The sequence below is a fragment of the Streptomyces sp. NPDC057486 genome (assembly GCF_042802415.1).
GTDB lineage: Bacteria > Actinomycetota > Actinomycetes > Streptomycetales > Streptomycetaceae > Streptomyces > Streptomyces yanii.
Window position 1 is genome coordinate 1 of record NZ_JBHVEE010000146.1, and the last position, 25,057, is coordinate 25,057.

The window sequence follows — 25,057 nt, forward strand, 5'->3', positions numbered from 1 at the left end:
GCCCAGTACGGCTACTGCGCCAGCCACAGCCGGTTCTTTTGGGGACTACGGCTGCACCTGGTGTGCACCCTGCACGGCTTGCCCGTCGCCTTCGCCCTGACCGGCGCCAAGGCCGACGAACGCGAGACCCTGCTGGACCTGCTCACCGTCGAGCCGCAGCTCATCGACGAGCGTCCCGGCCAGACACTGATCGGCGACAAGAACTACTTCGGCCGCGAGTTCGAGCAGCAACTGGCCGAGCTGGACATCCGGCTGCTGCGGCCAGCCCGCAAGGGCGAAGCCGAGCGGGCCGGATCACAGCTGTTCAAGCCGCTGCGGCAAGTCATCGAGTCGATCAACGAGACCTTCAAGGGGCAACTCGACCTCGAACGCCACCGCGGTCGCACACCCGCAGGCGTGGCCGTCCGCGTCCTGCAGCGCATACTCGCGCTCACGGCCGCTATCTGGCACAACGACCACACAAGCCAACCGATCATGCGCGCACTGACCGCATACGACCACTAAAGCCCTTGGAATCGATCATCTAGGTCCTCAGCGTCCGATGTGGTCGGACACGTCGCCGGGTCCGGCGGGCCGACGCGAGTCGCCTCCCACCAGCAGGTCCCCGCCGTCGGCGCGGCGCGGGGTCAGCGAGAGAGTCACCCGATGCGTCCTGCCCCGTGACACTCCCGCCTCCGCGTCCCCGGAGACCACCCAGGCCTTGAATCCGGCCTTGGCCTTAGCGTCAGCGCGCAGCTCCACGGCGAGTTCGAGCTCGATCGCCCCGACGTCGAACACCACCTCCTGCCCAGCTCCGCGCGCGGCGGCGGTCAGCAGTTCGTCCCGCAACCCCGCGACCGCGTCGGCCAGTTCGATGTTCACGCCCGTACCTCCGGATTCTCGACCGAGTAACTGACCGGCACTATAGGGTCCTTGCCCGGAAACCGGCCTGTTCCCTCCTCGGTGGCCGATCAGTCGGGTCTTGGTGTCGTCCGGCGGGCTTCCTTTGGGCGCAGGGCCGCGGACCATCGCATCGACACCGCGTAGCACCCGGCGGCCATGGCCATGCCGACCGGCAGCGCGAGATCGACGCCGTCGAGGGAGGAGGCCCCGGAACTGGTGTTGAGGTATGCCTCCGCCACAGAAAGGCGCAGGAGAAAGTGCACCGGACGGGAGTAAACGACCTGTCTAACCCGCCAAGATCAGGGGCGGGACAAGCTCTCCAGGGGGAGCACAGCTCGTCGCTCAGCGACATCGAAGGCGCTCTTGACAGCACGGCCCGGACACTCGACGAGCGGGCGGCCCCGGCCCTTCGTTGATCGCTCAATGGAGTGGGAACGACGAGCATCCCTGGCCATTTTCAAAGATCCTCATCATCCACAGTGGCTGATATCCACGGGCCGCCGGTTCAACATGACAGCGCCCCCCGATCGCTCAGGACGCCTCGACGTCCCTTCCGCCGCGGACCATACCGCGGCAACGCCTCCCGGCCGGGACTGTCCGGCTGAACCGCCGTGTCCTGGCCCAGGCCGATGTCGTTGTCCGGGCGACGCGTGCATAATCCATCCCTCATGGAAACGCGCCGAGGGCCCCTGCCGCGCACGGCCAGGGGCCCTCACCCCCGTGCAAACACCGCCGTTAACGTCAGCGCAGCCAAGCCGGCCGCCGGCCTCCCGGCCGGGCAAGCCCGCCGCACGGCGAGCTTGCCCAGAGTCCTCCCGGGCTTGCCCAACACTCGTGACCAGTCACATGTCCACGATCGTGACCGGGGACCAATGACCGGCCGCGTGACCGATCCGACCGCACCCATCGATCACACCGCACGTCAGTGGCGTGACCGGTCCAGCCCGCTCGACAGTGAAGCCAAAAACCGGCAGAGCTCCGATACCGCACCGGAGCTCTGCCCATGACCGACCAAAGCAGACGAGCCGGCTGCGGGCCAACCAGGTGACGAACACCCCACCCGCTCACGCGTCACCGCCCAGGAACCCCACCCGGCACCGAGAGTGAGTCAGCAGCGCCCAGACCGACCCTGAAGGGCGCAGCGTCCTGCAGCTTCCGGGACGGCGCTGTGGTCACCGCCCTCCCGGAAGCCCCAGCGCCCACGGCCGGCAGGCGGGCGACCTTCACCAGCCGCACCGCCGACCGGCCGTGGTTCAGCCCGACTGCGAGATGCCCTGCACGAGCTGGGTCAGGACGCGCAGAATTCCCTGGCCGAGGTCTGTCGGGGCAATCAGCACCCCGAGGGCCAGCACGATGACCACGGTGAACTTCTCGTCCAGTCGGCTCCTGGCCTGTGTCCGACGGCGCAGCCGCAGGACAACAATGACAGCGAGCAGTACCGCCACGTTGATCGTCAGCACCTGGCCAGTCCCCCTTGTCGCACAAGAGCGCTATCCGTCCTCCTATGTAGCGCGACGCAGGCACGAGGGTGCCCCGGTTACCGATCATTGGCGACAAAGGCGCGCCCCTGGCCGGATTCTTCGAGGCTGTGAGCTACAGGCGGCATCACGATGGCGCCAGCCGCCCCAGGTTCGGCCCTCGAAGTGGGCCAGGCCCAGGGCCTGTTTCATCTCCCGGTAGTCGTGTTCGATGCGCCAGCGGAGCTTGGCGAGCCGGACCAGCGAGGTCACAGGCATGCCGGAGGGCAGGTCGGACAGCCAGAAGTCTGTTCGCGATTCGCGGACAACCCGGGCGGGCCGGAGCAGGTCGGGCGCGGCGGCGCGCACGGTCAGCCCTTGACTGGTCGAGGCAGATAAAAGAGACCGCACGGAGCTGAGTGCCAGCTCTCAATCTTCATGCGACACACCGAGGTCGTGACGCATAGCGGTTCTCATAGTTCGGAGCATGCCCCAGACCTCGTACTGGGCCTGAGCCGCGGTCTCCGTCGTTTCGCCCGGTCCGGGGGCACCGCGTTCGAGGCGCTTGACCTGGCCGTAGACCTTGTTCAGGGCTTGGTTGACGGCACTCGCTCGCATGAGTACTTCTTCGGGGGCGATCATCTGTGCTTCGGAGTATCGATCACGATGCGCGTTCTTTGCTTCATCGAGCGCGACGCTGTCGGCGTCCTCCGCGCCGCGCTCCCTCATGACGTGCAGGTGGCGGTTGAGTGCGGTATTGAACTGTCGGGCATCTCGGTTGAGTTCCGCATAGCAGGTACGTCGCAGTGAACGGCTCTCGCGGATCTCTTCATGTTCACGAACGAGCTCTATTTCCCGGAGCTTCGCTCGTGCGGAGCCGCGCTGGGTGAGCAGCGATCCTCCCAGAGTTCCTGCGACGCCTGCCACCGCGATGATCACTGAGCTGAGCTCCACCGACGCACTCCGTGAACTTCTTCGGCCTTGTGCCCGCTGCACAGGGCCCAGGCCGTCAAGTCTGCCGCTCCTCGGTGCGCCGGGGTCCCAGACCAGGCGGCGGTACTTGTCGTGGTCGTAGCCACGGTCGGCCCAGAAAGACGTCTGGACGGTGCCGGGGGCGGCCAGCCTTGCCGCGCACGGGCGGGACGGCCTGGAGCAGCGGGATCAACTGGGTGACGTCGTTGCGGTTGCCGCCCGTGAGCGTAGCGGCGAGTGGAACCCCGGTGACGTCGGTGATCAGGTGATGCGTGCTGCCCGTCTTACCCCGGTCAACAGGGCTTCGTCCTGTCTTGGAGCCCCTTTTAACGCGCGGACATGGGAGCCGTCGACCACCGCGCGAGAGAAGTCCAGCACGTTCGCGCAGCGCAGCCTGGCGAGGAGAACCTCGTGCAGCCGAGGCCACACGCCAGCCTCGGTGCAAACCAGGTGCGGGCCTACGCGACGTAGCACGGTGATCAGATTCCGTGAGAACAAGCCGAAGGGCCGCGGCTGTTGATCACAGCCGCGGCCCTTGATGCCTACGCCGCCCGGTCAGGAGGAAGTGGGGATCTTGTCCGTCTCGGGTGCGGTGGGCGAGGCGGGAGGGTTGCTGACAGCAGTGCGCTGGCGCTGGATGCCGAGGGCGACCAGTACGGCGGTGAGGCCGAGGGAAAGACCCAGTTCGAGGCGGTGTTCGGGCAGGACGACCATGAGGACGAGGACGGCGATGATGAAGGCGATGGTGGCCAGAGTCAGGTAGGGGAAGGCCCACATGCGTACTTCGGAGGTGTTGTCGTTGCGGCGGCCGGTGGCGTACTGAGTCAGGGCGATGACCAGGTAGGTGATCAGTGCGATCGCGCCGCTGGAGGCGATGAGGTAGGTGAAGACGTCGGGGAGGGCGTAGTTGGCGCCGACTGCGAGGATGCCGACGGCGGTGGAAGCGATCACGGCCGTGCGGGGTGCGCCGTTTGCTGAGACTCTGCCGAACGCGGTGGGTGCGTCGTTGCGCTGTGCGAGGGAGAACGCCATGCGGGAGGCGGTGTAGATGGCGGAGTTGAGGCAGCTGCACACGGCGAGGATGACGACGACGTCCATGATCTGGGAGGCGCCGGGGATGCCCATGCGGTCAAGGGCTGCCTGGTACGAGCCGTTGGCGAGGTCGTCGGCGTTCCAGGGGACGAGGCTGACGACGATGAGGATCGAGCCGAGGTAGAACAGGCCCAGGCGCCAGACGATGGCGCGGATGGCCTTCTTGATGTTCTTCTTCGGTTCGTCGGACTCGGCGGCGGCGATGGTGACGATTTCGCTGCCCTGGAAGGCGAACATGGCTGTGAGCAGGCCGGCGAGGATGGCGAAGCTTCCCTTGGGTGCGAACCCTCCCTGGTCCCACAGGCGGGATATTCCGCTGGTGTGGGAGCCAGGCAGAGCGCCAGTGACAGCGAGGATGCCCAGGATCAGGAAGCCGACGATGGCGATGACTTTGAGCAGGGCGAACCAGTACTCGAACTCCCCGTAGTTCTTGACGGAGAGGAGGTTGCTGGCGGTGAGCAGGACGATGACGGCCAGCGAGGGGATCCAGGCGGGTATGGAGAGGAGTGGACCGAGGATGGTTCCGGCGGCGATGGCTTCGATGGGGATGACGAGTACGTAGAACCACCAGTACAGCCAACCGATGGAGAAGCCGGCCCAGCGGCCCAGGGCGCGGTCGGCGTAGGTGGAGAAGGAGCCTGTGTCGGGGTTGGCGGCGGCCATCTCGCCGAGCATCTGCATGACCAGAACGACCAGGGTGGCGGCGATCGCGAAGGAGATCAGAACGGCCGGGCCGGCCGCAGCGATCGCGTTGGACGAGCCGACGAACAGGCCGGCGCCGATCACGCCGCCGATGGAGATCATGGTGACCTGGCGGCTCTTGAGGCCAGTGGCGAGCCCGTCCTGGGCTGGGCTGGACGGAGGCGGGCTGGGCTGCGTCATCGGGGGTCCCTTGAGGTGGGCGGTGAGCGGTGGGCGAGGTGCAGGTGTGAGCGGGCAGCACTGAACAGCGGCTCCGCGGGATTCATGGGTATGAACGAGGCCGAAGAATTTGCTGCGCGGGCGAGCGTGAGGCGGCCGTGACGTCACGCCCGGCGATCGGCCTTAGCGGTGGAGGGGCGTCGCCGGGCGGTGTGGGTTCGCCGAGCGCCGCGCGGGTGGAGTTGTGCGGTGCGGCGCGGGTGTCTCCGTCGCGTACGTGAGCGTGCGCGCTGAGCGCTCAGGGGGACATGGGGTTCTCCGTGCGGCGGGTGAACGTGGTCGGTCACGACCAGGGACGGAGGTTGAACGGCTCCTGTGCTGCAACACGTTAGAAACTCGTCGGCCATAGAACAACGGGCAAGTTTCTTCGCCTGGGCATAGCGTTTCGCTATGCCCAGTGCAGGGCGACAGCCCCGTCAGCACCCGGGCGGCCGGCCAGCTGGAGGCCAGCCCTGTCGGCGGCGGAAGCGCGCGGTGGCTAACGGGAGAAGAAGCGTCGCAGTTGGTCGGTGGAGGCCGTGATCTCCACAGTTCCGTGCGGGCCGGACTGGTGCTCGAGGAGCAGGTCCCAGGCCATGCGCGCCATCTCCCGGGTGGCGGGGGACAGCATCTGGCCGCGCCGCCGGACCAGGGCAAGCGTGTCGTAGAGGGGGTCTGCGAACGGGACGGTGTGGAGGCCAGGGGGCATGGTCTCGGAGAAGGTTGCTGCCCGGCACATCACGGAGTCGCCGAAGCCCTCGCTGACCAGAGCGAGGGCGCTGCTCAGGTACTCGACCTCAATGACCGGCTCAATGCGCCGGCCGGCGAGCTGGGCGCGTTCGTTGAGCTGGCGACGGGCCGGGTCGGTGGCGGCGTAGTGGGCGTCGTACAGGACCAGCGGCACGCTGCAGAAGTCGTCGATGTCGGGCGGAGTCTGGGCGCGTTCCGGGGCGGCGGTGACGTAGAGGAGTTCGTCGCGGGCCAGCGGCACGATGTCTAGGTCCTCGTCGGGGACGGGGAGCGTGACGAGGCCGGCTTCGAGTGTGCCGGAGGCGACGGCCTGGGCGGTTTCGGCGCTGTTCTGTCCGACGAGGCGGATGCGGACGTCCGGGTAGCGGGTGCGGAAGCGCTGGGCGAGGTTGGTACGCAGGTAGAAGTCGGCGTTGCGCAGGAGACCGAAGGTGGCGGTGCCTCCGGCAAGGTCGAGCTGGGAACGCACGGCCTGGGCGCCGATGCGGGCTGAGGCGACGGCCTGCTCGGCGTGGGGCAGCAGTTGTTCACCGGCGGCGGTGAGGAGCAGGGAGCGGCCGCGTTGGAAGAGTTTGGTGCCGAGTTCGTCTTCGAGGCGGCGGATGAGGTCGGAGATGGCGGGCTGGCTCATTTGGAGTTCGTCGGCCGCCGCGGTGAACGTTCCCCTGGCTGCGGCAGCGACGAATGCCTGCAGCTGCATCAGTGTCATAAGGAAACGCTATCACCAAGCCAAGATTACTGGTGGTTGTGCTATATCGCTGTGGCTTCCTAGCCTGCGGGAAAGGCGCCGGCCACGCCGGTTTCACGTTTCGCTTGTCAGGAGCCCTCAGTGACGAAGTACATCAAGCAGTCCGCCGGATCCGCGGTGGTCGGCCCGTCCAGTGAGTCCGTCCGCACCACGGTCGAGGCGGTGATCGCTGATGTCCGCGCCCGGGGGGACGAGGCGGTGCGCGAGTACTCGGAGAAGTTCGACCAGTTCTCGCCCGCCTCGTTCCGGCTGAGCCAGGCAGAGATCGACGCGGCGATCGCCCGCGTGCCCGAGCAGACCCTCGCCGACATCAGGACGGTCCAGGAGAACGTGCGGCGCTTCGCGGAGCTACAGCGGGCATCCCTGCGCGACTTCGAGGCGGAGGTGACCCCCGGGGTGCTGCTGGGGCAGAAGAACGTGCCCGTCGAAGCGGTCGGCGCGTACGTGCCCGGCGGCCGTTACCCGCTGCTGGCTTCCGCCCACATGACGATCACGACGGCGAAGGTGGCCGGGGTGAAGCGGGTCGCCGCCTGCACGCCCGCCCCGGGCGGGAACCTGCCGGACGCCTCGATCGCCGCGATGCATCTGGCCGGCGCGGATGAGATCTACCTGCTCGGCGGTGTCCAGGCCGTGGCCGCGCTCGCCGTCGGCACGGAAACGATCGAGCCGACCAACATGCTGGTCGGGCCCGGTAACGCGTTCGTCGCCGAGGCCAAGCGGCAGCTGTTCGGAGAGGTCGGCATCGACCTGTTCGCCGGCCCCACCGAGGTCCTCATCGTCGCCGACGAGAGCGCGGACGCGTTCCTCACCGCGGTCGACCTGCTCAGCCAGGCCGAACACGGCCCGGACTCGCCCGCCGTGCTCATCACCACGTCCGAGACCCTCGCCCACGACGTGCTTGCCGAGGTCGACCGACAGCTGCACAACCTGCCCACCCGCGAGGTCGCGGGCGCCGCCTGGCGCGACCACGGCGAGATCATCGTCGTCGACAGCCTCGCCGAGGCGTACGCCCTCGCTGACGAGTTCGCCAGCGAACACGTGCAGATCTTCACTCGCGAGCCGCGCGAAGCCCTCGAGACCATGACCAGCTACGGCGCGCTCTTCCTGGGCGAGAACACCTGCGTGTCCTTCGGTGACAAGGTAATCGGCACCAACCACGTCCTGCCGACCCGGCTCGCCGCCCGCTACACCGGCGGACTGTGGGTGGGCAAGTACCTCAAGACCGTCACCTACCAGGAGATCACCACCCACGCCGCGTCCGCCGAACTCGGCGAACTCCTGGGCCGGGCAGCGCGCGCGGAGAACTTCGAAGGCCACGCCCGCTCCGGCGACGCCCGCGTCGCCCGCGCCCGCGGCACCCGCCCCGCCTGGGCGCCGGAGGGCGAGGTCGCATGACCGTCACCACTCCCTCGACGCGGCGGGAGCACGACCTGCTCGGGGACCGCGACGTCCCCGGGCAGGCGTACTGGGGAATCCACACGCTGCGCGCACAGGAGAACTTCCCCGCATCCGGCGAACGGGTGGGCGACGTTCCCGATCTGGTGCGCGCTCTTGCCCTGGTGAAGAAGGCCGCGGCGCTCAGCAACGCCGGCCTCGGCCTGCTCCCGCACCGCATCGCCTCAGCGATCACCGCCGCCTGCGACCGCATCGCCGACGGCGAGTTCCACGACCAGTTCCCCATCAGTCTCGTACAGGGCGGCGCCGGCACCTCGACGAACATGAACGCCAACGAAGTGATCGCCAACCTCGCCCTGGAACACCTCGGGCACCCGTGCGGCACCTACAGCGTCATCCACCCCAACGAGCACGTGAACCTGGGGCAGTCGACCAACGATGTCTACCCCACCGCCCTGAAACTGGCGACGATCACCGCCACGCACCGGCTCGTTGACGCCCTGGACCACCTCCAGGACTCATTCGCGGACAAGGCCCGCGAGTTCACCGACATCGTCAAGGTCGGACGGACCCAGCTCCAGGACGCCGTCCCCATGACACTGGGCCAGGAGTTCGGCACCTACCAGGTGATGGTCGCCGAAGACATCGCCCGCCTGCAGGAAGCACTTGCCCACCTTCACGAGATCAACCTCGGGGCCACCGCGATCGGAACCGGCCTCAACGCCCACCCCCAGTACGCAGTCGCGGTCCGTGAGCACCTCACCGCCCTGACCGGGCTCCCGCTGGCCACGGCCCCCAACCTGGTGGAGGCCACCCAGGACTGCGGCGCGTTCGTCCTGCTGTCCGGCACCGTCAAACGCACTGCCGTCAAACTCTCCAAGGTCTGCAACGACCTCAGGCTGCTGTCCTCCGGTCCGCGCACGGGACTCGGCGAGATCAACTTGCCTGCCCGGCAGGCCGGATCGAGCATCATGCCCGGCAAGGTCAACCCCGTCATCCCCGAGCTGGTCAACCAGGTCGCCTTCAGCGTCATCGGCAACGACACCACCATCACCATGGCCGCCGAAGCAGGTCAGCTCCAGCTCAACGCGTTCGAGCCGGTCATCGCCTCCTGCCTGTTCCGCAGCATCGGCCACCTCACCGAGGCCGTCACCGCGCTCGCCGACCGGTGCATCGACGGCATCACCGCCAACGCCGAGCACCTGGCCCGCCTCGTGGACCACAGCATCGCCACGGTGACCGTCCTCGATGCGCACATCGGCTACCGGGCCGCCACCGACGTCGCCACCGAGGCGCTGGCGACCGGCAGGCCCGTCACCCAGATCGTGCGCGAGCGCGGCCTGCTGGACGACCCGACCATCGACGAACTCCTGAGCCCCGCCCGGCTGGCCCACAGCGCCCTCCCATAGCCGCCGCCCTGCCCCAGCTCTGTCCCGCACGCTGGCACGACCGCGTGCGGGACAGCCGCCTGAGCGCCGAAGACCACGTGCGGGTGGAAAGCGAGCTCCAGCTGACCCATCATCACAGGATGGGCGGACAGATGGACCTGGTGCAGTTACGGACTCTGATCGACCACGTGTTCTCGACGCGGGCCCCGGCCAGCGGTCACGAGGACCTGCCCGCGCTGTGCGACCGGCTCGGCCTACCGCAGCCACCACCTCAAGAGGGCAACACCAAGGCTCAGCGCGCTGACGCGAGTCTTGCGGCCTGCCCGCTCAACTCCGTGGTGTTCCGCTCCTCCGGCCAGGACCTGACCACCGCCGGCACCTACATCGAGATGGCGTCCCGCGTGACCGAGCCCGTCCTCCTGGGCCTGGCGGTCCTGGCCATCCGGAACCGCGTCAAACGCTGAGTGGCATCGACGTCCCCTACCGTGCTCACACCGGTCGCCCCCCTTGTCGCGCTCCTCCGCCGGAGTGAACCCGCAGGCCAGGTCGTTTTCTCCAGTCGGTCACCCAGGTCATCACTGGCTCCTGCCGGCCGTCTCAGTGTGCGGTGAAGGTGAATGCCTGGTCGGAGGTTCCGGTGCAGGAAATCTGCACGGCTTCGGCGCCATCGGCGATCGGGGGGAGGAATCCGATGCACAGGCTGCTGTGGAGTGGCCGGATCCGGAAGCCGCCGGCGGATGCCTCCAGGCGGAACTTCTGGCTGTCGCTGTCCGCGCAGTCCCTCGGGGCGAGCAGGGCGCCGGAAGAGGCGCCGTCAACGGCGAGGCACCCGAGGCCTTTGCCTGGGTCGGGGTTGTACCACTGGATGCGGTAGGTCTGCCCGCCGAGCTTCTCGAGTGTGACGCGGGGCAGGGGGGAGTCGGCGCAGGAGTGCTGGACGGCGATCTCGCGGTCGGTGCGCCCGTTGCGTTCGCGGCCCTCGGTCAGGCACCGCGAGGGGGCAGAGGCGGGATGGATGCTGGTCAATCCTGCGGCCGGCATCTGAACGGAGACATCCGTCCGCGTGGGAGTCGGGTCGGAGCTGGGGATCGTTTCTTCCTGCTCGACCGGCGAGGCGGCAGGCTCGGCGGTGGTCGAACGGCTGACAGTGGGCGAGGAACTGGGCTGCTTCGACTCCGCATCTGCGCCGGGCGTGGCACTCGAGGAAGGGACGCTGGTAGGCGCGCTGTCCGCGCGGTTGCCGTCGGAGCCGTTGTCGTCCGGCCAGAACGACAACGCCAGTATTCCGGCCACGGTGAGGGCGGCGATCGCGACCTGAGGGGTGTGTCGTCGCCAGTTCGCCCGAGCGCGCCGGGGACTGGCACTGTCGCCGGCCGGATGCGAGTTCGCTCCGTCTGCCGGGCCGGAGTCCGGTTCACCGGCGCGGCCGGAGTCCGGTTCACCGGCGCGGCCGGAGTCCGGTTCACCGGCGCGGCCGGAGTCCGGTTCACCGGCGGGGCCGGTGTCCGGGGCCTGCTCCTCGTCAAAGGCTTCCTCGCCGACGGTGTCCTTGGGACCCTGCGGTGTCTCCTGGGGAGTGTCCGCGTCTGCTCGGGCAGCAGTGGTTTGTGGAGCGTCCTCGGGAACGGGCGGTGGTGTCCCGGTGCCGGATATGGACAGGCGTCGGCGGGTCTCGACCCAGGCGGACACCGTGTCCTCGTCGCCGCCACAGGCTCGTACGTAGGCGGCCAGGAGTTCCTCACGGGGCAGTTCGTCGCGGCCGAGGGCGGCGGAGATCGTCGCGCGGGGCAGGACGTCACCGGCGTCGGTGGCGTTGCGCTCCAGCTGCCGGTAGCTCAGGTCCGCCCAGCGGCGTAACTGCCGCATCAGTTCGATGAACTCCGCAGAGCTGTGCGCCGCTGCCGGGTCCGGCCCCCGTCCCATCACCACTCCCTTGTCTCGTGAGTACCAAGGGAGCTTAAAGGCCATTGATCTGTGCATGAGTACTGTTCTCCAGCACTGTGTGACCGAGTTCGAATACTCGGGGCCAGGATCTGCCTGAGGGCGTGTCATTGCGCTGCGTGTTCGTTTACGGGTGTATGTGGCGGTAGGCGACGACTTTGCCGCGGTCGGGCAGAGGTGCGATGGTGACGGTGCTGCCGGGCCGAGGGGCGTGGATGACCTTGCCGTTGCCGATGTACAGCCCCACATGGCCGGCGCCGTAGGACAGGACGAGGTCACCGGGCACCAAGCGCGGCCGGCTCGTGGCGGTCCCGGCGTGGATCTGGCCCCAGGTGGTGCGCGGCAGCTTCACCCCAGCCGCTAGCCAGGCCCGCATCACCAGGCCCGAGCAGTCGAACCCGCGCGGCCCGGTACCGCCCCAGACATAGGGCTTGCCCAGCTGCGCCCGGGCGAAAGCGACGGCCGCGGCGCCGCCCTTCGCATGGCGCTTGTCGGGAGTACCGGTCTTCTGCGGTGCAGGCGAGGGCCGGTGGGATGCACCGCCCCTGGGTTCGGCGGCCGTGGACGGCACGCGCAGGGTGTCGCCGGCGTAGATCAGGGTCGAGGTGCCCAGGCTGTTCAGCTTCTGGAGGGCCTTGACGGTCGTGCCGTGCTTGTGGGCCAGTGCCCAGAGCGTGTCACCGGGCCGCACAGTGACCTTCTTGACGCCTGCGGGCTTGGCCTCGGCTGTGCCCGGCCCGGCGGGCTTCTGGGTCGGGCCGGGCGTCGGTACCTGCGGCGCGGGCTCGGGCGTGGCCGGTGATTCCGGCTGGAGGGTGACCGCCGGCGGGTCGGCCGAAGGCGCTCCCGACTGGCCGTGCACGCCCAGCAGCGCACCCCCCAGCAGCGAAAGCACGAGCGCCACGACCAGCCCCACCACGACCCACCGCCAATCCCCGCTTTGAGTACGGCTGTTGCCCGCACTGTGGCTGCGCGGTCTGCGGTGAGATGTCGGCGCCGACCGCGACGCCTTGGGTGGCCGGTGCTCCATCGTCTTCTCCGGCGTCTGCCGCAGGGGCTTGAGCAAGGTCTGCTGTGCCATCACAACCTCCTTCGACGGGCCGGGATTTCGCGGCCTGGAAGCAGGCTGTTTCGTCGTGTCGGTGTCCCGCTAGATCTTCGGGCGTCCGGGACAGTCCCGGCCTGTCCACCCTCCGCGGCACCGTGGTGAAAGGGCGGCGTCTCACCCCTGGACACCGCCTGTGACCTGCATAGACGAATCGGGACTGTCCCGTCCGCCGTGATCCGTTGCCCGGCCCCGGTTGGCCGGGCAACGCTTCTTCCACCGCCTCGCACCGCCGGGCGGCGCCCCGGTCGAAGGCGCCGCCACGCGCTGCCGGGCCGGGCCTGCCGCCCGCTGGTGTCGACGACCGCAGGCAGGCGTCACCACAGCCGAGGCGGCACGTGAAACGTCCGCCTCCATCCCAACCCGGTTCTCAGCTGAAGGAGCATCAGCATGCGCATCGCACAAGCACGAAAGAACCGCTCACTGGCGGTGGCCGTCGCTGCCGCCGGCCTGCTGGCCGGCGGTGTCACCACCGCTGCCACGGGCATCGTCACCACCGACAAGGCTGCCGAGAAGACCGACACGGTCACCGTCGCGGCGGCGGAGCAGCTCCAGAAGCGGGCCAGGATCGTTGGCAGGTTCGAGACGCGGGACATGTGCCCGTACCTCGTGACCTCGAGCGGCAGGCACTACTACCTGCCCGGCTACACGATCGGCGGCAACGGCGCCCTGTACAAGAAGTCGACCGGCGGCTTCATCGCCCATCACGGCTGGAAGATCCAGGCCAACGGCACCAAGTACTACAAGCCCCTGGAACGCCGCACCACCCACTGCACCACCTGGGGCGACCAGTGGCGCATCAAGGCGAAGTCGATCTACGCCCTCGAGCACTGAGCCACGCGGCAGCCGGAGGTAGGCCACCACGAGGGACCGCCGAGCTGCCGTAGCCAGACGTGTCCCCGCCGCCCTAAGGGGGGCGGGAGCCGCCCCTCACCGGCACGAAGGGGACCGCCGAGCCGCCCCATGCACATCCCGGCTCGCACTCACTCATCGAAGAACGGAAAGGCACATCAGCATGCGCATCGCACGATCACGAAAGACCCGCTCGCTGGCGGTGGCCGTTGCTGCCGCCGGCCTGCTGGCCGGCGGGCTCACCGCCGGCACCACCGACCTCTTCGGAGGCGAGACCCGGCCCACACGGTCGACCGACACCATCACCCAGGCCGGCGCCGCCCAGTCGGCGAAGAAGTCCAAGACGAAGGGCCAGTCCTGCCGTACCGGCGCGCAAAGGATCCGGAACAAGAAGTTCGTCACGACCGTCTACGACTGGCCCGACACCCCCGGCGCCGCGACCAGCATGCCCGGTCCCGGCAAAAGGATCTTCGAGTACAAGCTCGAAGTTTCCAACAAGCTCAGCGCCACCTTCGGCATGACCTACAAGGAACTCAGCGCCGGTCTGGGATTCGAGGTCACCAACACCAGGACGGTCGTCGACAGGGTCGAGATCGAGCTGCCGGAGAAAGCCCAGTACCGGGTCCGGGCAGGCATGATCTACAAGAAGTACACGTTCGACGTCTACGAGGAACACGGCTTCTGGAACTGGCACGGTGACTACCTCGTCTGCCAGTCCTACCTCCAGCCCGAGTGGGTCATGAAGGGCTCAAGTACCGTCCAGAATCCCTGGATGGACGCCTACAAGCGCACCAAGACCCCCAAGCGCACGACTCATTAGCCGCCCGCACCCCCGCACCAGACTGCGCAGCCCCACCAGGTGACCCACCAACGCCACGCGACGCCTCCCGAAGGTATCGCCCAGGCGGAGGTGGGTTACCTGGCTTCAGTGCCTATTTCTGAGCCGGTGATGACGAGACCGTCTCTTCCCAGCACAATCGCAGCTGTTCCTGCAGGTCCGGAACGGATGCTGCGTCGCAGGACATGACGACCACGAGCCTGCTGAGGTCGATGCCCTCGGGCCGCTGTGTGGAGGACCATCGCTGTCCTGCCCGTAGAAGGGTCCTGAAGAGCAGCCGCCGTCCGGCGGCATCGCCCGACAGTGCCTCATCCGCGGCCTCGACGATCAGTACGTAGTGATCTGCAGGCAGCCACGTCAGGTCGCGCAGACAGTCAAAGAGGGCATCCCAGTTCCACCCGAAGTAATCCGGCAGCTTCAGCCCGTCGTAGAACTGCTGGAAGACGGAGTCCGTGTCGCGCATCTCCCGGCCGTCGAGCCGCGCTACGTACACCCTGCCGGTCATGGGAAGCAACAGATCGACAGACAGGGCGCCTCGCTCCGGAACGACGTGCACCCAGGGCATAGTGTGCACCGCCACCTCCCTCCAGCGATCCGCGACTCCACCACCGTCAGAGCCGGTGACGGCAGCGAGCTGCACTGTCTAGTGCCGCATCAGACAACCTTTGCCCTGTCTGCCAGGCTGGTCCAGTCCTCCACCTCTCACGCGACCGACCAGGTCGAGACGATCCGCATCGGGGGCATCAGCCCTTGACCATGATTGTGGGCTGCCGGGAGAACATCACCGCAGATCGAGTCTGCGGATCGGAGTTCATCGCCGAGACCCACCCGTTGTAAAACGCTGTACCGGCTTCTGAAGTGCGCTGGCCTGAGGGAACTTCATACGAAGCGAATGCCCATCTGGCGCCGCAGATCATGACAAACTCCTGCGCTTGGTTCTCCTGGAGGGCAGCACCTGCGGCTACTGCCATGGGCTGATCGAGGCGGACAAGCTGCTCAGTCACGAAGGCGTGTAGATCGCTGTGACACGTCCGGTAGCGCTTGAAGATTCGAGGAGTGAACTGCGCCTGCACGAAGTCTGCGCCGAAGGGTCTGGGGAGATACAGCCAACCCCACCCCGGGCCGAGACGTCCGGACGTCGTCTCTCCCGGGTAGTCATGGTTCGTCATCCCGCGTTCGAAATATGGATCCGGAGCGTCCAGCTTAAGCATAAATCCCCCTTCATGTCCGCACTGATGGGCTGTACCACAAGGGACCCGTATAGGGCATTCGTGTGCAGAACCCACCCTTCCTGTAGCCCATTTGGTTGTGCGTTACACCGGCGTACCACTCCGAGGTGCTCCCGCGGCACGCCATTCACCAGTCCCCCACGTCTCGGGTCGCGACCAACCTGGCGCCTCTACGGATGATCTGCGGCAGGCGCTGCCCCTGGTCGCCATCGATCTGCCGCGGACGTACCCGTTCCGTCACCGTACGGCTTGGCGACACTGCGCTGTCCGGACCAGTGCCGAACAGCGTCACGTCACCGCAGGGCAAAGGTTCTCTGTTGCGGCACTAGATCCAAACGAAACGGCCTAGCCCAGGGGCGGTGACCTGCCCGGGCACCCGCCGCTCCGCCGACCTCGTTATCCGCTGCTGTGTCATGACCGATGCAAGGTCCGATCATTGCGCAGCGGTATGAAGTCCCAGTACAGCCTCTGCTCCTCGTCCACTGCGGGCGTGTAGCCGTTGAGGGGCTGGGAGGTCTCGAGAGTCGTGGCGATCGCCTCCATGAGCAGCGGCAGGGACGTCCACATCTCGTGTGGTACGCGCATAAGGCCTTCCACGGCCTCGGCTTCGTGGACGCGCCCCCGGTCGATCTCGGGACGGTGGTCCAGTACGAGGCAACCCCCGCGGACGTCCCGCGCAATGGGGATCAACTGCGGATGTCCGGACAGGACGCTACTGAACCCGAGCTTCATGAAGTCGTAGTCCGCCTCCTCTCCTTCCTCATCCGCCGTGCGCTTGTCGTAGAAGCCGGTGAAAAGTTGCCACGCAGCCGCTATCTCGCGTGCACTCATCGGTCTGTAGAACCCTGGCAGCAGCCAGCCCCGCTGATCGAGGAGACCGTCGTGCCGCAGCAGCGACATCACCAAGGGCTTCAGCAGTGGCCGGCCGATGACGCGTTCGGTCGCGGCGATGTCCGCCGGATCCGCGGGCGGCGCCAGCGCGGCGTAGGTCGCCGGCGCGTGTTCGGCCAGCCAGTTCTCGATTCGCGTCCACGACTCACTGATCGGTGCGGTCATAGCGGGGCATCCTGCCACCTGGTGCTGACAACCCCCGGGGCAACAGCCGACGGTGCCCGTGTCCCCGATACATCCGACGGGGCCGGCCCTGGGCCGTGCGAGGGGACTCAACGATGACAGGCGACGACCAGTCGCCGACCGCTAACCCACAGGCCAGAGGGGCGGCGGCTGAAGTATGTACGGGTCAGGAAGGTGCCGGATCACTTCTTCGGCAACTGGTCGCGCTCGATGGAGCTTGACCCGGCCATTGAAGCTCCGCCGACCGTCTGCGCCCCGTCAGGACCACCGTTGCGCAACCAGGAACGCAACCTGCGCCCGCCCGGAGAGGGATGCTGCACCGCTACTTGCGGCGCAGGCGAGCCAGGATCCCGTTGGTCTCCGCGGCCTCCAAAGCTGTGGCCGCCCGTTCCGCCGTGGGCGGCTGCTCGCTGTCGGTGATCGTGCCGCAGACCGTGCACCGGCCGCCCGGGACCACCGGCTCGCCCCGGGCATCGCCGGGACAGACCGGGCCACCGCAGGACGGGCACTCCCACTTCCCCGCCTCCCGAAGCGCAGCTCCTCCTCGCGCTCCTGGCGGCGGCAATCCCGAGCGGATGCGGACGGAGGCTTCCTTCGCCGCTCTGTGCGGAGCCGCACCCGGTCCCGCCTCCAGCGGCAGAACCAGCCGGCACCGCCTCTCGCGCGGCGGTGACCGGGGCGCCAACGCGGCCCTCTACCGCAGCGCTCTGGTCCGCATGGCCGGCGACTCCCGCACCCGCGAGTACGTCGCTCGTCAGACTGCCGCCGGACGGACGAAGAAGGAAATCATCCGGCTCCTGAAACGAGCCATCGTCCGGGAGATGTTCCGCTGCCTGACCACCACGGTCACCGTCCCTGACATCGCGGACCTGCAGCCCCTACAGCAGTCTAAGAACATCACGCTCACCGCCGCCGCCCGCCACTTCGGACTCTGGCCGACCGCCATCTCCCACCTCGAACGCGTGGCTTCGCCGCGACGACGAGCTCGCCAGCGCCTACCGGGACTGGCTCAACACCGCTTGATCACACGCTAAGTCAAACAACGTCCGGCACGTTCGGCCACCGCCGACCATCGGCGGAGACATCCGTCGGCCGACCAGCGCGAACGAAGTCGCCGTACTCGTCCTGGACGACGCCCTCGTTGACCCACCGGCCCCGCTCGGCTCCGGCGTGCTGCTCGGCAACCTGCAGCGCGGCCAGCGGGTCCTCAGCCATGCCCAAAAGCAGGCCGAACTCGCTGGCCTCGTCGTCTGGATCGAATGGCGGGAACTCGCCCAGGTCCAGGAAGCTCTCGCTGCCGACGTCCTCGACCGCGTGGAGATAGACCTCAAACGGCCCCTTCGTCACACGAACCTCGACATAGCGCACACCAGGACGCTCTGCCGAGCCGCACGGCCCAAGGAACTGCTCGACTGAACGGCCCCGCCGCAAGGCCCCAAGAACGAAAGACTCCGCCAAGTACCGCACCCGGCCACAATACGGCTCACCGGAGCCGCAAGGCTTGACGATCAATAGGAGCATCAACAGGAGCCGTTCCGGGACGGGGCCGTACGACACTCGTCGGCACGGGCCAGGACCAACGGTCCGCGCGGACAGCGACTGCCGCGAGCATGGCTACTCGTCCCGAGCCGGGCACGAGCAGCACGCACGGCCGACGCCCGGCGCCGCGCCGGGCGCCCGCCGAACGCATCAGCACCTGGCCCGCCGGTGAGAGACAGCACAGCTCGATCCGCCCCGGGCGCCGCCGAGTTCAGCTGGTGGGCACCCGTGGCCGGAGGGGAGGAGCGGCAGCGCCCGCCGGGGCACGTGCGGGGCGCGGGCTCATGCACGTGAGGACCGGTCCCGTGCCGGGGCCGTCGACCTCGGCGACGCCCTGCTGTTCGTGAAGGACGCCAAGGGCGGTTACGCCGCCGGTGGATACGAGAACGACCCCGTCGACGGCTCGACCGGCATGCTCTTCTCCGCCTACTCCACAAACAAGCCGGAACCGGTGACCCTGGAGTTCCGGGACGTCAAGACGGGAACGGTCCGCAAGTCCCTGCGCGCGAAGGCCAGTACGGTGTCCGCCACCACCTGGCGCAACGGCCTGCCGGCCATCGCGGTCAGTGCGACCGGCACACAGGAGTCCGACGGCCTGAGCGCGGCGAAGAGCAGTACCACGGTCACCGTGTACGGATCCGACGGAGCCCGGCTCGGCACGATCACGCACGCGGGCCCGAACAAGGACGTCTCGATCGACGAGGGCCACCTGATCGAGCAGGACGACGACGCGTCCCTCGAACTGACACCCATCGACGGCGGCGAGCCCCACAAGGTTTCCTGCACCGGCAACCTCGCGCAGTGCTCCTACGACCCGCGCACCGGAGAGATCGACGGCGGACAGGCACATGCCCCGCTGATCACGGGGAAGTACGTCTTCCACGTGGAGAACGCGTCCACGTACGAGGACGATGCCGAGCAGCTCGTCATGTCCGAGCTGGCCACCGGGAAGAAGGTGTGGAGCACGGCGGACGTCACCCCGCCCGACGGTGTGGAACTGGGCGATGACGGCAGGCGCACCTCGGGAGCCGTCCGCGTCCTCGACGTGCACGACGGGCAGGTCCTCACCGCGTGGGGCGCCGGCGCCTTCTCGCCGGACACATTCGTCACGGCGACCTACGACCTGGCGAGCGGCCGGCAGATCGGCGCCTCGACGACGTACCGCTACGCCGATTTCCCCGGCGACACGATCGACACGGAGGGCTCGTCGGTCCTCTCGCCCGACCGCGCGCTCGCGGCGGCCCACACCAAGGGCGGCACCGCCGTGTGGGACCCCGCGACCGGCAAGGAAATCTGGAAGCAGGCCGAGGGTGAGATCCCGCTGACCCCGCTCCGGTTCTCCGCGAACGGCGTCCTGTACGGCGGCACCGAGAAGGAGGGAGGGGCCGGCACGAGTGCCCTCGCGGTGGACGCGCGCACGAAGAAGGTTCTGGCCAAGGACCTGCCGAGCGACGGCATCCCGCTGTTCTCCCGGACCACTGGTTACGGCTACCTCGCCACGGCCGACGGCTTCTTCGTCTTCCCCGCACAGCGCCAGGACGGCTAGTGCCTTGACCGGCAATGTTTGCCCCATGAGGAGCGCCGTCCGGTGCGTGTGATCGCAAGGCGGCCGGAAGTCCTTGGATGGGGTCTCCCCTGCTCGAACGGAGTTGAGAGCTTGGGGAAGGAGCTACCGGGGCTTTTGGTCAACGCGGAAGGGGGTCCCCCCTGGCCCTTGAGGCCTTGGGGGAGCGCGTGCCGGACGGTGCGACGGGGCAAAGCTTGCCGGGAGGGGCACCAGCTTCCCGCAACTGCCCGCCCGCACCCGATCGGTCCTGGCGCCGCAGAGGCGGGTCACTCTTCATGGGCGAGCAGTTCCTTGACGCGCGGGACCACGTCGGTGCCGTACATCCGGATGGGCTCCAGCAGCCGGCTGTGCGGCATCGGCCCCATCCCGTACGTCAGGTCGAAGCGCGAAGCGTGCAGATTCTTCATCGTTCGTGCCACGTTCGCGGCGACGGTCGCCGGGGAGCCGACGTACAGGGAGCCGTACGCGAGCTCGTGCTCGTAGGACTCGCGGGTGATCGGCGGGAAGCCGTGTTCGTAGCGGGCCTCGAGCAGATACGTTCGGTAGTACTCCCAGTACTCCTCGGTCGCTTCCTCGTCGGTGGCCGCGATGTGTCCCGGTGAGTGCCCTTCCTGAGCCGCCTTCGAGCCCGTGGCAGATACCGGCCGCACACGAGCCCGAGGCTCCGGGACTGTAGCGAGGAGCTGGCGGTCACTCAGCGGACGTAGTCGGTGAGGACGCAGCCGTCGACCTGGGCCGGCTCGTTACGGAACCCGGCCGGCGGGACGAAGTTGGGCGAGCAGTTGATGCCCAGCGTGCCGACCCGAACGAGCGCCTCTTCGTCGCTGCTGCGTGCGTTGATCTGGACCGCGAAATTCTGGCCGACGAAGTAGCGGGTGTGTGTGTCACCGTCCGACTGCTGAAACTTCTTGTAGGCGGCCTCAAAGGTCGCCATGTCGTCGATGAGCATCAGCTTGTGCACGTTGTCGATCCCGCTTTCGCCGGAGCAGGATGCGCGGTCCTTGATGGAGAAGGCCTTGTTGGTGGCTGTGATCTGAGCGGCCAAGGCACTGTCGTCCTCAACGTAGTCACCGTCGATGTCGGCGAACATGTTTTCGTTGTCATGGTTGAAGCCATCGCACTCGGTGGCAGACTTGACGAGCTCCACCACCCCGTTCATGTCGGCGGCCTTGCCCAGCCCGGCCACTGCGGTCTTGCCGTTCTCGTCCGCGCCGGGGTCCGCCATGGCACCCTGCGGCGCGCCGCTTGCCGCCGTGTGGCCACCGTCCTGTCCCGTGTCGCCACCGCAGGCGACGGCCGTGGAGGCGAGGGCCAGGACGAGTGCAGCCGTGGTGAGTGAACGAACAGCGCGCATACGGGTGTTCTGCTTTCGTCGGTACCGCTGATGGGTTGTACGAATGACCGTACGAGCGTAGTGCAGGTCCGTAGCGCTCGTGCCTGCGGTCCTCGGCGGTGATGGCGAAGGCCCGGCGGCGGAGATCCTCCTCGGGGAGAGCGCCCGGGTCGCCCATGGTCCTCATGGGCTCGCCCTGCCCACCGGCGCCTTCACCGGCTCCCCCGAGGACGCCCTGGACGGCGCAACAACCGTTCCGACACTGCCCATTGGCCATGTACGTGAGCAACGGCGTCATTTCGACACCGGAGTGGAGGTCGCATGCTCGCGCGATTAGCCGATGCTCACGCGATCGGGAGTCACCCGACTTCGTCGGGCGGGGCCGGACGCGGACGTGGTTGTCACCTGTGATGGGTTCCTTCCGCGTCCGTCCCCCTCAGCAGGCGGGGTGTGGTTATGCCGTGACCACAGGGGCTGTTGCGGTGAAGGCGTCCGCGTGCTCCGCGGCCCACTGGGCGAATGTGCGGGCCGGGTAGCCAGTGACCTTCTCGACGGTGTCGACGACCGTACGGCCCGCTTCCGGGGTGTTCCCGTACACCTGGATCAGGAAGCCGATGACGTCCTCGGGCTGGCCCGCCGCCCGCCATCGCTCGATGGCCTGCTCCTCACTGAGCTCGACCAGGGCGATCTCCCGGTCGCGGGCGGCAGCGATCGTCGCCACCTTGTCGCCGACGGTCAGCAGCTCGGGGCCGGTGATCACGTACTCCTGGCCCCCGTGGCCCTCTTCGGTGAGCGCGACCGCGGCGACGGCGCCGATGTCGCCCTCGTGAACCATGGCACTCAGCCGGGAGACGAACGGCTCGCGTACTTCGTCCGAGGCCACGATCCCGTCCGCCCACTCCAGGCAGTTGGCCATGAACTCGACCGGCATGAGCACGGTCCAGTCCACATCGTCATCGGCACGCACGGCGTCCTCCAGCGGGGACGGCCCGCCGCCGTGCAGCACGGTGACCCGGCGTACGCCGGCCGCGCGGGCCAGCTCCAGGATCCGCGGGCCGGTCTCCAGCGGGGCGAAGTGGGCCCCGCCGATGGTGATCAGATGGAGGCCGGTGACGCCCTCCAGGGCCGGAATCAGGCTGTCGGGTTCGGTGAGATCACCCTGGACGACCTCGACACCGGCCGGGAGGGCGGCTCGCGCCGCATCCCGGGTGAGGGCGCGGACCGCATGGCCGCGGGCGAGCAGTTCGGCGACGACCTGGCGGCCGACGGTTCCGGTGGCACCGGTGACAAGAATCCTCTGCGTCTGCGTCATGGCACGACCATAGGAAGCCTTTGGGTCAGCTTCTGTCCTCAAGGGCAGCTCGGGCCGGAAACGGAGACAGGAACTGTCATGGGGGCACCGTGGCTCCCGAACTCATCGGCATTGATCGCGAAGGGAGGGTGGGAGGTGGTTCCCGAAGTCGTCGACAATCGACAGTCCAGGACGAGGCCGGCACGGTTCGGTGCCCGCAGTGCGGGGCCCGGTGGGTGGCCGGGGTCGACCGTCGCGCGGACGCGGCGGCATCAGAGAACTTCCTTGGTCGGACGGCCGTGGACCAGGAGAGCAACGCGGTACTGCCGCACATTCTCCCCCGCTACAGCTCGCGGTCCGGCCGGTCGCTCGGATCGCCGCGTCGGGTGTCTGGCGGCCCCTGCCGGTGGGTCAGAGGAAGGGCGCGCGGTCGGCCGCCTCGCCGGGCGCCGGCCGGCGGCTGCGTTGGACGGCGATCACGGCGGCGTCGTCGCTCAGGTGTCCGCCGACGTGGGCGAGCAGGTCGGTGCGCAGGTGGTGGACGAGTGCGGAGGGGCTGTGGAGGGCCCAGGAGGCGGCGCGTTCGGACAGCGGGTAGAAGACGCCCCTGGCGTCCCGGGCCTCTATCACCCCGTCGGTGTGCAGCAGCAGGATGTCTCCGGGCCCGAACGTGAAGGTGTCGACGTGGTAGGTGACGGCGATCAGTTCGCCCAGACCCAGCGGCGGGGCGGGGCGGGTGGCGTGCAAGGTGGAGACTTTCTGGCCGTGCAGCAGCAAGGGGGGCGGATGCCCGCAGGTGACCATGTCCACCTGTGGCAGCGCGTCGGGGATGTCGAGGATGGCGGCGGTGATGAAGACCTCTCCGGCCTTCTCCGCCTCGGTGGGGTTGTGAGCTGCTGTTGGTTTGCTGTGTTGACGTGAGTTGTGGTGCGCGGGAGTGGGTCCTGTCGGCGGGTTCGTGGGGTGGGAACGGGGGTTCTGGGGTCGAATGGGTGACCTTGGCGGCTGTTGCTCGTTGGGCTGGGTGGCAGGTGCCGGGCCTGGTGGGAGGGGGTGATGTGGTGGGTAGTGTGCGGGAGTTGGCGGCGTCCTTCGTGGTGCCGGGGCCTTGCGGGGTGGCGGTCCGGGGCCGGCTGGGGCACCTCACGGCCCGGGACGAGGAGGTGCTGCGTGCGGTCGGTGAGCATCAGGGCCGTCTGGCTTCGGGTGATCTCAAGGCGCGCTGTGCGGACGGTCTGGAGCACAGCGCTCAGACGTGGGCGGCGCGTAAGCGGGACCTGACGCCGCTGTCGTCGTCGCGGATCGCGGGTGCGATCACCAAGGCCACGCACGATCAGTGGGCGCTCGCGCGCCGTTGCCAGGCGGCGCACATCCAGACACTGGAGGCCGGGATCAGGACGCTGCGGCACCGCCTGTCCCTCCCGATCGGTGCACCCGGAACGAAGCGGGCCGCAGGAGGCTACCGCTCCCGGAGTGAGTGGTTCCACAAGTCCCGCCGTCTCGCGGCACTGGAGGCGCGGCATGCGGCCGTTGTCACCGACCGGCAGGCCGGACGCGTGCGGGTGGTACGGGGCGGAAAACGTCTCCTCAACACCCGCCACCACCTCGCCGAGGCCGGGCTCACCGAAGGCCAGTGGCGGCAACGGTGGGAGGCGGGGCGCTGGTTCATCGCGGCGGACGGTGAGTCGGGGAAGCGGTTCGGGAACGAGACGATCCGCGTCACCCCGGACGGCGAAGTGTCCATCAGACTGCCTGCCCCGCTCGCGCACCTGGCCAACGCCGGGCACGGCCGGTACGTCCTCACCACCACCGTGGCGTTCGCGCACCGGGGTGCGGAGTGGGCCGACCGCATCACGGCGAACCGGGCCGTCGCCTACCGCATCCACCTCGACACCCGGCGCGGCCGCTGGTACCTCACCGCGTCCTGGCAGCGCCCCGTCGTGAAGACCATCCCGCTGGCCGCCGCCCGCGCCCGGGGCATGATCGGTGTCGACACCAATGCCGATCACTTCGCCGCCTACCGGCTCGACCGGCACGGCAACCCCGTCGGCGGGCCCCGGCGGTTCTTCTACGACCTGTCCGGGACCGCCGGTCACCGCGACGCGCAGCTCCGCCATGCCCTGACCCGCCTGATCCACTGGGCGGTGCGTGTCGGGGTCGCCGCGATCGGCATCGAAGACCTCGACTTCACCACCGAGAAGACCCGCGAAAAACACGGCCGCCACAAACGGTTCCGGCAGCTCATCTCCGGCATCCCGACCGGGAAACTCAAGGCCCGGCTCGTCTCCATGGCCGCCGAACACGGCCTGAGCATGGTCGCGGTCGACCCCGCCTACACCACTTTGTGGGGTGCCCAGCACTGGCAGAAGCCACTGGCCACCCCGCACCGAAAGATGTCCCGTCACGATGCCGCCGGTGTCGCGATCGGACGACGCGCCCTCGGGCACCCGATCCGGGATGGGGTATCCCCTGCTCGAACGGAGTTGAGAGCTTGGGAAAGGACGGCACCGCCCCCGCACGACCGGAGCGATCGTGCGGGGCATCGGACCGCCCAGGCCAGACCAGGTGACCGGGGGCGTGAGGGAACCCGCCCACCCGCAACGGACCGGCCCCCCCGTTATGTTTTTCGCGGTCCTGCAATGGGGCCGCTGGCCTCCGGGCCCGGTATGGCTGTGTCCCCTCTGTCGAACGGATGACCTGGGGG

26 protein-coding genes and 2 pseudogenes are annotated in these 25,057 nt (G+C 68.4%); 10 read left to right on the forward strand and 18 right to left on the reverse strand.

Annotation, left to right across the window (positions count from 1 at the left end; genetic code table 11):
• The coding region (locus ACFU6I_RS40300) for a transposase (RefSeq protein ID WP_384376936.1) at window positions 1-504 on the forward strand (504 nt) is incomplete at its 5' end.
• A gap of 27 nt (window positions 505-531) precedes the next feature.
• Here the strand turns inward: ACFU6I_RS40300 and ACFU6I_RS40305 are convergent.
• From ACFU6I_RS40305 to ACFU6I_RS40340, 8 genes and pseudogenes are all read right to left on the reverse strand, one after another.
• Window positions 532-861: a trypco2 family protein gene (locus ACFU6I_RS40305; RefSeq protein ID WP_355692915.1), complete on the reverse strand. Its 330-nt coding sequence runs from the start codon at window positions 859-861 to the stop codon at window positions 532-534.
• 89 nt (window positions 862-950) lie between these two features.
• On the reverse strand, window positions 951-1,145 hold the full coding sequence (locus ACFU6I_RS40310; RefSeq protein WP_384376939.1) for a hypothetical protein: 195 nt from the start codon (window positions 1,143-1,145) through the stop codon (window positions 951-953).
• 990 nt (window positions 1,146-2,135) lie between these two features.
• Window positions 2,136-2,342, reverse strand: a complete 207-nt coding sequence (locus tag ACFU6I_RS40315) for a hypothetical protein (RefSeq protein WP_384376942.1) — start codon at window positions 2,340-2,342, stop codon at window positions 2,136-2,138.
• Window positions 2,343-2,492: 150 nt separating this feature from the next.
• Window positions 2,493-2,660 (reverse strand): annotated as a pseudogene (locus ACFU6I_RS40320) (transposase); the annotation flags it as partial.
• 108 nt (window positions 2,661-2,768) lie between these two features.
• Window positions 2,769-3,278 carry a hypothetical protein gene (locus ACFU6I_RS40325; protein ID WP_384377002.1) on the reverse strand — a complete coding sequence of 170 codons (510 nt, stop codon included), beginning with the start codon at window positions 3,276-3,278 and terminating at the stop codon, window positions 2,769-2,771.
• Window positions 3,279-3,353: 75 nt separating this feature from the next.
• Window positions 3,354-3,752: pseudogene (locus ACFU6I_RS40330) on the reverse strand (transposase); the annotation flags it as partial.
• 114 nt (window positions 3,753-3,866) lie between these two features.
• Window positions 3,867-5,285 carry an amino acid permease gene (locus ACFU6I_RS40335; protein ID WP_384376945.1) on the reverse strand — a complete coding sequence of 473 codons (1,419 nt, stop codon included), beginning with the start codon at window positions 5,283-5,285 and terminating at the stop codon, window positions 3,867-3,869.
• Window positions 5,286-5,802: 517 nt separating this feature from the next.
• Window positions 5,803-6,762 carry a LysR family transcriptional regulator gene (locus ACFU6I_RS40340; protein WP_384376948.1) on the reverse strand — a complete coding sequence of 320 codons (960 nt, stop codon included), beginning with the start codon at window positions 6,760-6,762 and terminating at the stop codon, window positions 5,803-5,805.
• A gap of 120 nt (window positions 6,763-6,882) precedes the next feature.
• Between ACFU6I_RS40340 and hisD the strand changes: the two genes are divergently transcribed.
• The 3 genes from hisD to ACFU6I_RS40355 all read left to right on the forward strand — a co-directional run bounded on the left by hisD (window position 6,883) and on the right by ACFU6I_RS40355 (window position 10,048).
• Window positions 6,883-8,196, forward strand: a complete 1,314-nt coding sequence (gene hisD, locus ACFU6I_RS40345; protein ID WP_384376951.1) for a histidinol dehydrogenase — start codon at window positions 6,883-6,885, stop codon at window positions 8,194-8,196.
• On the forward strand, window positions 8,193-9,605 hold the full coding sequence (locus ACFU6I_RS40350; RefSeq protein WP_384376954.1) for an aspartate ammonia-lyase: 1,413 nt from the start codon (window positions 8,193-8,195) through the stop codon (window positions 9,603-9,605). Before hisD ends, ACFU6I_RS40350 begins: the two co-directional genes overlap by 4 nt.
• Before the next feature lie 119 nt (window positions 9,606-9,724).
• Window positions 9,725-10,048 carry a hypothetical protein gene (locus ACFU6I_RS40355; protein ID WP_384377007.1) on the forward strand — a complete coding sequence of 108 codons (324 nt, stop codon included), beginning with the start codon at window positions 9,725-9,727 and terminating at the stop codon, window positions 10,046-10,048.
• Between the two features lie 133 nt (window positions 10,049-10,181).
• Here the strand turns inward: ACFU6I_RS40355 and ACFU6I_RS40360 are convergent, their stop codons facing one another.
• Window positions 10,182-11,507, reverse strand: a complete 1,326-nt coding sequence (locus tag ACFU6I_RS40360; RefSeq protein WP_384376957.1) for a hypothetical protein — start codon at window positions 11,505-11,507, stop codon at window positions 10,182-10,184.
• Between the two features lie 145 nt (window positions 11,508-11,652).
• Window positions 11,653-12,606: an NlpC/P60 family protein gene (locus tag ACFU6I_RS40365; RefSeq protein ID WP_384376960.1), complete on the reverse strand. Its 954-nt coding sequence runs from the start codon at window positions 12,604-12,606 to the stop codon at window positions 11,653-11,655.
• Window positions 12,607-13,020: 414 nt separating this feature from the next.
• Here ACFU6I_RS40365 and ACFU6I_RS40370 point away from each other — a divergent pair, with 414 nt between their 5' ends.
• Together ACFU6I_RS40370 and ACFU6I_RS40375 are read left to right on the forward strand one after the other, a co-directional pair.
• A complete protein-coding gene (locus ACFU6I_RS40370) occupies window positions 13,021-13,464 on the forward strand; it encodes a hypothetical protein (protein ID WP_384376963.1) in 444 nt (147 codons plus the stop codon).
• A 181-nt stretch (window positions 13,465-13,645) separates the two neighbouring features.
• Window positions 13,646-14,302, forward strand: a complete 657-nt coding sequence (locus ACFU6I_RS40375) for a hypothetical protein (RefSeq protein ID WP_384376966.1) — start codon at window positions 13,646-13,648, stop codon at window positions 14,300-14,302.
• A 112-nt stretch (window positions 14,303-14,414) separates the two neighbouring features.
• On the opposite strand, the gene ACFU6I_RS40380 is transcribed toward ACFU6I_RS40375, so the two are convergent.
• The 3 genes from ACFU6I_RS40380 to ACFU6I_RS40390 form a co-directional block, all read right to left on the reverse strand.
• A complete protein-coding gene (locus ACFU6I_RS40380) occupies window positions 14,415-14,825 on the reverse strand; it encodes a barstar family protein (RefSeq protein ID WP_384376969.1) in 411 nt (136 codons plus the stop codon).
• 238 nt (window positions 14,826-15,063) lie between these two features.
• The gene (locus tag ACFU6I_RS40385) at window positions 15,064-15,531 is read right to left on the reverse strand and encodes a hypothetical protein (protein WP_384376972.1); all 468 of its coding nucleotides are present in this window, start codon (window positions 15,529-15,531) and stop codon (window positions 15,064-15,066) included.
• Window positions 15,532-15,960: 429 nt separating this feature from the next.
• Window positions 15,961-16,605, reverse strand: a complete 645-nt coding sequence (locus tag ACFU6I_RS40390; protein WP_384376975.1) for an SMI1/KNR4 family protein — start codon at window positions 16,603-16,605, stop codon at window positions 15,961-15,963.
• 329 nt (window positions 16,606-16,934) lie between these two features.
• Between ACFU6I_RS40390 and ACFU6I_RS40395 the strand changes: the two genes are divergently transcribed.
• The gene (locus ACFU6I_RS40395; protein WP_384376978.1) at window positions 16,935-17,657 is read left to right on the forward strand and encodes a transposase; all 723 of its coding nucleotides are present in this window, start codon (window positions 16,935-16,937) and stop codon (window positions 17,655-17,657) included.
• A gap of 1 nt (window position 17,658) precedes the next feature.
• On the opposite strand, the gene ACFU6I_RS40400 is transcribed toward ACFU6I_RS40395, so the two are convergent.
• Window positions 17,659-17,991, reverse strand: a complete 333-nt coding sequence (locus ACFU6I_RS40400) for a hypothetical protein (RefSeq protein ID WP_384376981.1) — start codon at window positions 17,989-17,991, stop codon at window positions 17,659-17,661.
• A 514-nt stretch (window positions 17,992-18,505) separates the two neighbouring features.
• On the opposite strand from ACFU6I_RS40400, the gene ACFU6I_RS40405 reads away from it, so the two are divergent.
• Entirely contained in the window at window positions 18,506-19,708 is a 1,203-nt protein-coding gene (locus tag ACFU6I_RS40405; RefSeq protein ID WP_384376984.1) for a hypothetical protein, read from the forward strand.
• Between the two features lie 287 nt (window positions 19,709-19,995).
• On the opposite strand, the gene ACFU6I_RS40410 is transcribed toward ACFU6I_RS40405, so the two are convergent.
• Window positions 19,996-20,379 (reverse strand): hypothetical protein, encoded by a 384-nt coding sequence (locus ACFU6I_RS40410; protein WP_384376987.1) that lies wholly within the window; start codon window positions 20,377-20,379, stop codon window positions 19,996-19,998.
• Window positions 20,380-20,423: 44 nt separating this feature from the next.
• Window positions 20,424-21,083: a hypothetical protein gene (locus ACFU6I_RS40415; RefSeq protein ID WP_384376990.1), complete on the reverse strand. Its 660-nt coding sequence runs from the start codon at window positions 21,081-21,083 to the stop codon at window positions 20,424-20,426.
• 79 nt (window positions 21,084-21,162) lie between these two features.
• Here ACFU6I_RS40415 and ACFU6I_RS40420 point away from each other — a divergent pair, with 79 nt between their 5' ends.
• Window positions 21,163-21,399, forward strand: a complete 237-nt coding sequence (locus ACFU6I_RS40420; RefSeq protein WP_384376993.1) for a hypothetical protein — start codon at window positions 21,163-21,165, stop codon at window positions 21,397-21,399.
• Window positions 21,400-21,516: 117 nt separating this feature from the next.
• On the opposite strand, the gene ACFU6I_RS40425 is transcribed toward ACFU6I_RS40420, so the two are convergent.
• Both ACFU6I_RS40425 and ACFU6I_RS40430 read right to left on the reverse strand, forming a co-directional pair.
• Entirely contained in the window at window positions 21,517-22,374 is an 858-nt protein-coding gene (locus ACFU6I_RS40425) for an NAD(P)H-binding protein (protein WP_384376996.1), read from the reverse strand.
• A gap of 390 nt (window positions 22,375-22,764) precedes the next feature.
• Complete coding sequence (locus ACFU6I_RS40430) at window positions 22,765-23,343, reverse strand: PP2C family protein-serine/threonine phosphatase (RefSeq protein WP_384377005.1); 579 nt, start codon at window positions 23,341-23,343, stop codon at window positions 22,765-22,767.
• Window positions 23,344-23,414: 71 nt separating this feature from the next.
• On the opposite strand from ACFU6I_RS40430, the gene ACFU6I_RS40435 reads away from it, so the two are divergent.
• Complete coding sequence (locus ACFU6I_RS40435) at window positions 23,415-25,049, forward strand: IS200/IS605 family accessory protein TnpB-related protein (protein WP_384376999.1); 1,635 nt, start codon at window positions 23,415-23,417, stop codon at window positions 25,047-25,049.
• The last annotated feature ends 8 nt before the right edge of the window (window positions 25,050-25,057 follow it).

What these genes read in the sequence shown, in the direction of transcription:
- ACFU6I_RS40335 (WP_384376945.1), bottom strand. Translation starts at nt 5,285, where the DNA reads ATGACGCAGCCCAGCCCGCCTCCGTCCAGCCCAGCCCAGGACGGGCTC.
- ACFU6I_RS40340 (WP_384376948.1), bottom strand. Translation starts at nt 6,762, where the DNA reads ATGACACTGATGCAGCTGCAGGCATTCGTCGCTGCCGCAGCCAGGGGA.
- ACFU6I_RS40350 (WP_384376954.1), top strand. Translation starts at nt 8,193, where the DNA reads ATGACCGTCACCACTCCCTCGACGCGGCGGGAGCACGACCTGCTCGGG.
- ACFU6I_RS40355 (WP_384377007.1), top strand. Translation starts at nt 9,725, where the DNA reads ATGGGCGGACAGATGGACCTGGTGCAGTTACGGACTCTGATCGACCAC.
- ACFU6I_RS40360 (WP_384376957.1), bottom strand. Translation starts at nt 11,507, where the DNA reads ATGGGACGGGGGCCGGACCCGGCAGCGGCGCACAGCTCTGCGGAGTTC.
- ACFU6I_RS40365 (WP_384376960.1), bottom strand. Translation starts at nt 12,606, where the DNA reads ATGGCACAGCAGACCTTGCTCAAGCCCCTGCGGCAGACGCCGGAGAAG.
- ACFU6I_RS40370 (WP_384376963.1), top strand. Translation starts at nt 13,021, where the DNA reads ATGCGCATCGCACAAGCACGAAAGAACCGCTCACTGGCGGTGGCCGTC.
- ACFU6I_RS40375 (WP_384376966.1), top strand. Translation starts at nt 13,646, where the DNA reads ATGCGCATCGCACGATCACGAAAGACCCGCTCGCTGGCGGTGGCCGTT.
- ACFU6I_RS40380 (WP_384376969.1), bottom strand. Translation starts at nt 14,825, where the DNA reads ATGACCGGCAGGGTGTACGTAGCGCGGCTCGACGGCCGGGAGATGCGC.
- ACFU6I_RS40385 (WP_384376972.1), bottom strand. Translation starts at nt 15,531, where the DNA reads ATGCTTAAGCTGGACGCTCCGGATCCATATTTCGAACGCGGGATGACG.
- ACFU6I_RS40390 (WP_384376975.1), bottom strand. Translation starts at nt 16,605, where the DNA reads ATGACCGCACCGATCAGTGAGTCGTGGACGCGAATCGAGAACTGGCTG.
- ACFU6I_RS40395 (WP_384376978.1), top strand. Translation starts at nt 16,935, where the DNA reads ATGCTGCACCGCTACTTGCGGCGCAGGCGAGCCAGGATCCCGTTGGTC.
- ACFU6I_RS40415 (WP_384376990.1), bottom strand. Translation starts at nt 21,083, where the DNA reads ATGCGCGCTGTTCGTTCACTCACCACGGCTGCACTCGTCCTGGCCCTC.
- ACFU6I_RS40425 (WP_384376996.1), bottom strand. Translation starts at nt 22,374, where the DNA reads ATGACGCAGACGCAGAGGATTCTTGTCACCGGTGCCACCGGAACCGTC.